Source organism: Streptomyces virginiae, from assembly GCF_040638905.1.
Taxonomy (GTDB): domain Bacteria; phylum Actinomycetota; class Actinomycetes; order Streptomycetales; family Streptomycetaceae; genus Streptomyces; species Streptomyces virginiae_B.
On sequence record NZ_JBEZYV010000072.1, the window covers coordinates 1 to 8,045 of the forward strand.

An 8,045-nucleotide genomic window follows, 5' to 3' on the forward strand; every position below is an offset into this window, starting at 1 on the left:
ACCCGGGCGATCTCGTTGAGCTTGTGCGAGATGAGGATGCAGGAGATGCCCTGAGCCCTGAGTTCGAGGATCAGGTCGAGCAGCTTGCCGTGGGTCGTACTCGTGCTCATCGACTGGCTGCCGGCCGCGGCATCCGGGCAGGTCGTCCCCGACGCGGCCCGGATGCGGCCCGTCCCCGACGTCCTGGCAGTCGGTGCCCATCCGGGTGCCGCCGATTCGGCCAAAAACCAGACCGCCCTCATCGAAGGGCCGGCGGCCCGGCGGTCACCGGCCGAGCCGGCGCGGGTATGCGGAGCACGGGCCGCTCTCCCCTGGGACGGGTCGACACTCGCCGACCGGGCCCTCGCCGCGGCCGTGCGCGCGACGAGTTCGCTGGACGCTTCCTGCCGGGGCTGCTCGACCTGGAACCCGACGCGCGGACGGCAGTGGGCCGGGCCATGGCCGCCCGCACCTCGGCTGCGAGCGAGGGGTTCGAGGGCAGGCTCCGGAGCGAGACCCACTCGACTCACCTGAGGAGGGCCGTCGCCCGATGGAGCCGCGCCCGCCCTGCGGCCCGGCCCTGATACCGGACCGCCCCGACTACTCGTCCTCGTCGTCCTCGTCGTCCAGCCGGGCCAGCCAGGTGGCCAGGCGTTCCACCGGGACCTCGAAGTCCGGGTTCAGGTCGACGAAGGTGCGCAGCTGCTCGGCGAGCCACTCCAAGGTGACCTCCTCCTCGCCGCGCCGCTTCTCCAGCTCCTCGATGCCGCGATCGGTGAAGTACAAGTCGGGCTCCGTGCCGTGATGTGGATGTGCAGGGAATGTTTCCCGCCAGGATAATCCGCGGCGCCCGCGAGACCTCCCGTCGCCGGCGCCGCCGACGCTAGCCTGGTCGTCTCACCAGCGGGCGGGGGGCGCGGATGACCGACGGGCGCACGACCGGGACGGCGCGCGCCTTCGAGCTCCTCGAACCCCTCGTCCAGGCCGCGACGGTACGCGTCCACGCCCCGCCGGGCGGGTATGACACCCCCGGCAGCCATCGGACCGGTCCCACCTGGGGGAGCGGTTTCTTCATCGCCCCCGGCTGGGTCCTGACGTGCGCGCACGTGGTCGGCGAAGGGGGTGCCGCCGTGCGTCTGACTGGTCGCGAGGTCGGCATCACCTTCCACTCCGGCAGACCCCGCCACGGCGCCCCCGGCGCGCAGGGAGCCGTCACCGGGACCGTCACCGGGCGCGTGGAGTGCGTACTGCCCGAGCGCCTGGAGGAACGGCGGCCCGGCCGGCACGCCCTGTGGGACCTGCCCGACCTGGCACTGATCAGGGTCCTGGCCCCCGTCTCGCACACCTGCGTCTGGCTCACCGACCGCTCCAGGCCGCGCTTCGACGAGGCCGCCTACTTCGGCTGCACCGAGGACCTCGGCACCCCCGAGATCACCGGCCGCACCACCCGGCTGCGCGGCACCGCCGGGAACGGCGCCGCGATCCGTCTCGCCGACGACGACGAGATCGACCCCGGCATGTCCGGCGGGCCCGTCGTGGACCTGGCCCGCGGGGAGGTCGTCGGCGTCGTCAAGGCCCGGCGGCACACGGGAGGCGGCGGGCTCGCCGTCTCCGTCGTGCAGCTGCGCACCCTGCCGATGGCCGCGCGGGGCCAGGTCGGGCTCTACCACCGGATCATGCAGGCCCACGACCTGTACCACTACGACCAGCACCTCAGCGACCTCGACAACCGCCGGACCTGGACCGACGTGCACGGCGAACTCCCGCCGCAGGAGCGCGACCCGTACGGCGGCCGCGGCTGGCTCACCCCCGGCGAACGCACCACCCTGTGCGGACTCCTGGCCGAACTGCCCCCGCCGAGCTCGTCCGAGGCCGTACGGACCCTGGTCGAGGCGGTCCGCGGCGAGGAGCCGGACCCGCAGCCGCCGGCCCCGCTGAGCTGGCGCGACGGGCTGGGCCTGCTGCACGACCCGCCGGGCGGGACCGGCGAGGCCGCGGCCATGCTCCGCTACGCCACCGACGTCAGCGTCGCCGAGTACCGCGAGCCCCCGACGCCGGGCGCCGACGAGGAACTGTGGGACTGGGTACGGGCCACCGCCGAGCGGCTGTGGCGGCCCCTGCGCCGTGAACTCGGCGAGCGCCACGAGCGGGGCCTCGCGGAACGGGAGCGCCGCCGCCGGGCCTCGGCCGGGCGGGCGGCGGGCGGCCCGGCCCGGCGGGCCGGCGGACTGCCGCCCGGGACCTCGGTCCTGCTGGAGGTGTGGGCGCACGGCTGGGAACACCTCTACGACTGGCGGGTCTCCGTGCTGGCCGGCCCGGCCCACCCCGGGCGGCTGACCCCCGTGGACTCGGGCGTACGGGCCACCGTGGCGGGTCTGCCGGAGCGTTTACGGGCCCCGCTCGCCGAGGCGTTCCGGCGGTGCGACACCCACGTCGCGGCGGCCCTGCTCGAAGTGGCCGTGGCCCCCGAGCTGTTCGGGCTGGCGGTGGAGGACTGGGTGGTGGCCGGCGGAGTACCGCTGGGCGTACAGCGGCCGGTGGTGCTGCGCCACCCCGGAGGCCGCAGCACCGCCCCCGCTCCGGGCGTCGACCCGGGCGGTCCGGACATCCCTCAGGGAGGTCCGCAGGCGCACCCGGCGGACCACGAAACCGGCCGGGCCGCCGCCCGGTGGGCCCGCGTACAGGCGGGGCCGCTGCAGGACGAACGGGCCGACTGCGCGGGGGGCCGCCCGCGCGCACCCTCCGCCGAGTGGCTGTCGGGCCTGCCGGACACCACCGTCCCCGTGCACTGCCGGGCGGCCGACCAGGAGCCCACGCTGGGGTCGCTGCACGCGGTACGGGACGCCGGCTACGGCGTGGCCGTGACCCGCAGGCCGCCACCCGACCCCCGGGTGTCGTGCGCGCCGTTCCACCGCGGGCTGCGGGAGGAACTGGCCGACGCGGGACGGGCGGAGGTGCTGCCGGTGCGGCTGCAGACGTTGCGGGGCCGGGCGTACGGGGCGGACCCCGACGCGTACTGGGCGGCCGGGGCGGGACTGGTGTGGGAGGACCCGGCGCGGCCGCTGCCGGACGTCGAGCCCCTCCACGGCGACCTGTGACGGCGCCGGGCCCGGCGGATTCGAGGGAGGGACACGCACCATGAACGACGAGTGGCTCATCTACCGCGGGGCCGGCGAGCCCCACGACGGGATCGACGCCCTGCCCGACCCGCCGCCCTGGCGGGACTTCGACGGCGGGCCGGTCGTGGACCCGGGCCGTGCGGCCGTGGCCGCCGAGGGCAATGTCGCCCGGCGGCTCGGGGCCCACCGGCAGGCCGCCGAACTGCACCGGCCGGAAACCGAGGAACTGGAGGCCATCAACGCGGCGCTGTACCTGCGGCGGCCGCTGCTGGTGACCGGCTTCCCCGGAACGGGAAAGTCCACCCTCGCGCACTCCGTCGCCCACGAGCTGAAGCTGGGGCGGGTGCTGCGCTGGCCGGTGGTGTCGAGGACCGTGCTGCAGGACGGGCTCTACCGCTACGACGCCCTCGCCCGGCTCCAGGACGTGCAGCTCGCGGCCGGCGGCGCGGCGACGGCGGGGGCTCCGGCGCCGGGTGGAACGACCCCCACCGTCCCGGGCATCGGGAAGTACATCCGGCTCGGGCCCCTCGGCACCGCCCTGCTGCCCACCGCACGGCCCCGCGTGCTCCTGATCGACGAGCTCGACAAGAGCGACATCGACCTCCCCAACGACCTCCTGAACGTCCTGGAGGAAGGGGAGTTCGCCCTCCCCGAGCTGGAGCGGGTCACCGACACCGAGCCCGAGGTCGAGGTGCTCACCGACGACGGGACGAAGGTGACCGTACGGGGCGGCCGGATCCGCTGCCGATCCTTCCCCTTCATCATCCTGACCAGCAACGGGGAACGCGACTTCCCCGCCGCCCTGCTGCGCCGCTGTATCCAGCTCAAGCTCGGGCAGCCCGGCGAGAAGCGGCTCGCCACCATGGTCCGTGCCCACCTCGGCGAGGAGGCGGCCCGGCTCGGCGGCGACCTGATCCGCGCGTTCCTGGGCCGCTCCCAGTCCGAGCTGGTGGCCGCCGATCAGCTCCTCAACGCCGTCTACCTCACCCACCACGCCTCCCCGGCGACCCGGGAGGACCTCGCGGACCTGCTCATCCAGCGCCTCGACCGCCCGAGGTGACCGGCCGTGCCCGAACCCGCCGTGCCCGACCCGGTCGCGCCACAACCCGCCCCCCAACCCTCCGTGCCGCCGTGCTCCACCCCGCCGCCGACGCCGCCGCCCGCGCCACCCGCCGCGCCCGGAGTGCGGGAACTGGCCGCGCTGCTGCGCGCCGCCGGGCTCGACCCGTCCGCCGAGGAGCTCGCCGACGCCCTGTGGCTCGCCGGGCACATCCGCGGACCCGGACCGGCCCTGCCGGTCGCCCGGGGAGCGGGCACCGAAGCGGACCCCGAAGATCCGGCCGCGGAACCCGTGGAATCCGTACGGGCGGACACGGAGACAGAGGACCCGGTACGGCTCTACGCCCCCGGGGCACACCACACGGGCGACGCCGAGGGCGGGACGCCGGACGAGTCGCCCGAGGAGTACGGAGTACCCGTACGCGTGCCCGGCGCCGCCGCCCTGCCCCGCATCCTCGACGTCCAGCGGGCCCTGCGCGCCCTCCAGCGGCACCGCCCGCCGGCCCCGCCCACCCGGCTGGTCATCGACGAAGGCGCCACCGCCGACGCCAGCGCCCGCGCCCTCGGGCTGCTCATCCCGGTGCTCCGGCCGGAGGGCCGGCGCGAGGCGACCGTACGGCTCGTCATGGACGCCTCGCCCTCGATGGCCGTCTGGCAGGACATGTTCGAAGAACTGCGGTCCGTCTGTGAGCGGTTGGGGGCCTTCCGGGACGTCCAGGTCCACTACCTGCACCGCCGCCCGGACGGCACGGCGGCGCTCGGACGCGGCCCCGTACCGGGCGCCGGGCTGCGCTCCGGGGACCAGCTGCGGGACCCGACCGGCCGCGCCCTGACCATGATGGTCTCCGACTGCGCCGGGCCGCTGTGGCGCGAGGGGGCGGCGCAGCGGCTGCTGCACCGCTGGGCCGAGTGCACGCCGTGCATGGTGGTCCAGCCCCTGCCGCAGCGGCTGTGGGGCCGCAGCTGGCTCCCGACCGAGCGCGGCACCCTCGCCCGCCTGGAGGGCGCCGGGCACAAGCTGCGGTTCCGGCCGGACCGTCCGGCGCTGCCCGGGCGGCCCACGGGCGGGCTCGCCGTGCCGGTCCTGCCGCCGAGCCCGACCGCCCTGGGGGCGTGGGCCCGGCTCGTCGCCGGCCTCGGCACCGGGCCGGTCGCCGCCGAGGTGGGCCGCGTACTGGCCGACCACCCGGCGGCCCCCCTCCCGGCGCCGGCCGCCGTCCGGCCACCGCGGGAACTCGTCGCGCGGTTCCGCTCCTCGGCCGCGCCCCGCGCCGTACAGCTGGCGGTGTACCTGTCGGCGGCTCCGCTGACCCTGCCCGTGATGCGTCTGGTGCAGCGCACCATGCTGCCCGACTCCGAACCCTCGGACCTGGCGGAGGTGCTGCTCAGCGGGCTGCTGAGACGCAGCGGACCGGGGCCGGGGCACTGGTACGAGTTCGTCCCCGGGGTACAGGACGTGCTGTTGGGGCCGCTGGGGCGGGACGAGGCGGCGCTGGTGCTCAAGCACTGCTCGGAGTACGTACGGGCGCACTTCGGGTCGGGCGTACGCAACTTCCCCGCGCTCGCGGTCGCCCAGCTGACCGGCGTACCGCCGACGGCGACGACCGAGGGCCCCGGGACTGACGACGAGGAACCCGATCCGGAGGGGCGGCTCCCACAGGCCTTCGCGCAGGTTTCGGCCAAAGTCGTACGGCGCTACCTGCCCGGGATGCCACCGGACGGGCAGCCGGTACGCGAACCCCGGGCGGCACCCCTGATCGCACGGTCCGGGGCGGTGCGCGCCGCCCGCGACCGGCTCGCCGACGCGGACGTCGACGGCGGCGCGGGAGCACGGGCCCTGCACGAGGCCGTGGCGGTCCTGCGGCGGGCCGTGCGGGCCCCGGCCGGGCCCGCGGACCCGCCGGAGGAGGCCGAGAGGGAACTGGCGGGAGCACTGCTGCGGCTGTGGGCGGCCGAGCGGGACCCGGAACTCCTCGCCGAGGCGGAGCGGGCCCTGACCGGGCTGCGGACGGCCGCGGCATGGGCGGTACGCGGGCGGGTGCTGTACGAGCGGGCGCTGGCCGCCGGCCCGGACCCCGAACTGCTCGCGGCGGCGGACCGCGAGTTCGCGGCGGCGGCCGCGGCCGCCACGGCCGAACCGGAACTGCGGCGGGACTGCGCGGTGCGGCGGGCCGAGACCCTGATCCGGCTCAGCGGGCTGCGCGAGGACCCGGGCGCGCTGCGCGAGGCCCGCGCCGCCCTCGAACCCCTGGCGGGTCCGGTTCCGGGCGGTCCCGGCGGGGCCCCCGGCGCGGACCAGGAGGCGGGCCCGGTGGCTTCCACCGGGCCGTTTCCCGAACTGCAACTCGCTCTCGGCCGGGTCCTGCTGGCGCTCCTGCCGCGCACGCCCGACCCGGCCGAGCGCGCCGCCCTGGCCGAACACGCGGCGGCCCGCCTCACGGCGGTCCTGGCCGCCACCCCGACGGGCACCGCGCAGGTGCGCGTGGAACTGGCCGACGCGCTGAGGTACCTGCCCGCGCGGCTGGAGGACGCCGCCGCGCAACTGGCCGCCGCCTTGGAGGAGACGGGCGGGGAACCGGAGCTGCGGGTGGCCGCCCTGCTGTGCCTGGCCCGCGTGCACCGCGAGCGGTACGCGCGGGACGCCGACCCGGCGGCGCTGGAGGACGCGGCCGAGGCGTACGGCCGCGCCCGGCGGCTCGTACCCCGCGACGGGGAGGGCTTCGGGGAACTCCTCCCCGAGTGGGGCGACGTACTTCTGGACCGGGCCCGGAGCGCCGGTGGACGCCGGTTCACCGGGGCGGCCGTGCGCGTCCTGCGCGAGAGCCGGGCAGCCGTCCCGCAGTCCGACCCGGGAGCCGCGCACCGGCTGATGCGGCTGGCGACCGGGCTGCGGCTGCGGCACGGCTACGAGAACGACGCGGTGGACCTGCGGGAGGCGGAGTACCTGCTGGAACTGGCCGTCCGCAACAGCCGCGGCCCGCTGGAACGGGCCCGCGCCTGGCGGGACCACGGCGACGTGCAGCAGGAGATCCACGGCCACACACGGGCCGCGGACCGCCTCGACCGGGCGGCCGAGTCCTACCGGCTGGCTTGGCGGGCCGCCCTGGAGGCCGACCGCGAGGGCCGAGACGACCACGAGGGCCGCGAGGAGCACGACGGCCGGGCGGGCCGCGAGGACACCGCCCTCCGGCTGGCCGCGCGCGTGCAGCAGTCCCGGGGCGAGGTGCTGGAACGGCTCGCCCGGCCCAGGGCCGCCCTGGAGGAGTACCGCGCGGCACTGCAGCTCTGGAAGCGGATCGGCACCGACCCCGACGGCCGCTCCGAGGGGCTCCGCGCGCGGGTACGGGCCCTGGAGGCGGGGCAGTGAAGGACCGGCCGCTGTTTCCGCCGACCGGCCGGAGGGAAAAGGCAGTGGATGCGACGCGACAGGGGGAGCGGCGGCACATGGTGACGAAACGTCGGGACACGGCACCGGCCACCGCCCCGGGATGCCCCGGCCGGCTCCCGGACCTCTCCGGCCTCGACCTGGCCGCTCTTCGCGGGATCGACCACCCGGTACTGGCCCAGGTGATCGAGGGCCTGGTCGAACGCGTCACCCACCCGGCGGAGATCCTCAACGCCTTCGACTCCAGCGCCGCCTGACGGGCCGCGCGGCCGGGTCCCTGCGGTTCGGTTGCGGCGGGTGGGTGGTGCTGGGGCGCTGCCCCATGCCCCGCGCCTCAATCGCCGGCGGGGCTGCTGGTGCTGGGGCGCTGCCCCGGGCCCCGCGCCTCAATCGCCGGCGGGGCTGGTTGTGTGGGGCGGTGCCCCGCCGGAGTGTCTCCTCGGCTCGGCGCCCGCGGGCATGTCGCGGCCAGGCGGGCAAGGTCGCGCCTCGTCCTGCGGGGA

Annotated in this window: 5 protein-coding genes; 4 read left to right on the top strand and 1 reads right to left on the bottom strand. The window is 76.7% G+C overall.

Translation table 11 applies throughout. The features are described from left to right. Positions 1 to 579: 579 nt before the first annotated feature. Positions 580 to 765 carry a DUF6104 family protein gene (locus AB0F82_RS38315; RefSeq protein WP_362636379.1) on the bottom strand — a complete coding sequence of 62 codons (186 nt, stop codon included), beginning with the start codon at positions 763 to 765 and terminating at the stop codon, positions 580 to 582. A 134-nt stretch (positions 766 to 899) separates the two neighbouring features. Here AB0F82_RS38315 and AB0F82_RS38320 point away from each other — a divergent pair, with 134 nt between their 5' ends. The 4 genes from AB0F82_RS38320 to fxsA all read left to right on the top strand — a co-directional run bounded on the left by AB0F82_RS38320 (position 900) and on the right by fxsA (position 7,799). Then, complete coding sequence (locus AB0F82_RS38320; RefSeq protein WP_362636381.1) at positions 900 to 3,077, top strand: trypsin-like peptidase domain-containing protein; 2,178 nt, start codon at positions 900 to 902, stop codon at positions 3,075 to 3,077. A 40-nt stretch (positions 3,078 to 3,117) separates the two neighbouring features. Then, complete coding sequence (locus AB0F82_RS38325) at positions 3,118 to 4,158, top strand: AAA family ATPase (RefSeq protein WP_362636384.1); 1,041 nt, start codon at positions 3,118 to 3,120, stop codon at positions 4,156 to 4,158. Between the two features lie 6 nt (positions 4,159 to 4,164). Then, the gene (locus AB0F82_RS38330) at positions 4,165 to 7,524 is read left to right on the top strand and encodes an SAV_2336 N-terminal domain-related protein (protein WP_362636386.1); all 3,360 of its coding nucleotides are present in this window, start codon (positions 4,165 to 4,167) and stop codon (positions 7,522 to 7,524) included. A 77-nt stretch (positions 7,525 to 7,601) separates the two neighbouring features. Beyond that, positions 7,602 to 7,799, top strand: coding sequence for an FxSxx-COOH cyclophane-containing RiPP peptide (gene fxsA / locus AB0F82_RS38335; RefSeq protein ID WP_030658913.1), 198 nt, complete (start codon positions 7,602 to 7,604; stop codon positions 7,797 to 7,799). Positions 7,800 to 8,045: the final 246 nt, after the last annotated feature.

Coding starts and splice junctions, on each gene's coding strand:
- AB0F82_RS38325 (WP_362636384.1), top strand. CDS start 3,118: ATGAACGACGAGTGGCTCATCTACCGCGGGGCCGGCGAGCCCCACGAC.
- fxsA (WP_030658913.1), top strand. CDS start 7,602: ATGGTGACGAAACGTCGGGACACGGCACCGGCCACCGCCCCGGGATGC.
- AB0F82_RS38320 (WP_362636381.1), top strand. CDS start 900: ATGACCGACGGGCGCACGACCGGGACGGCGCGCGCCTTCGAGCTCCTC.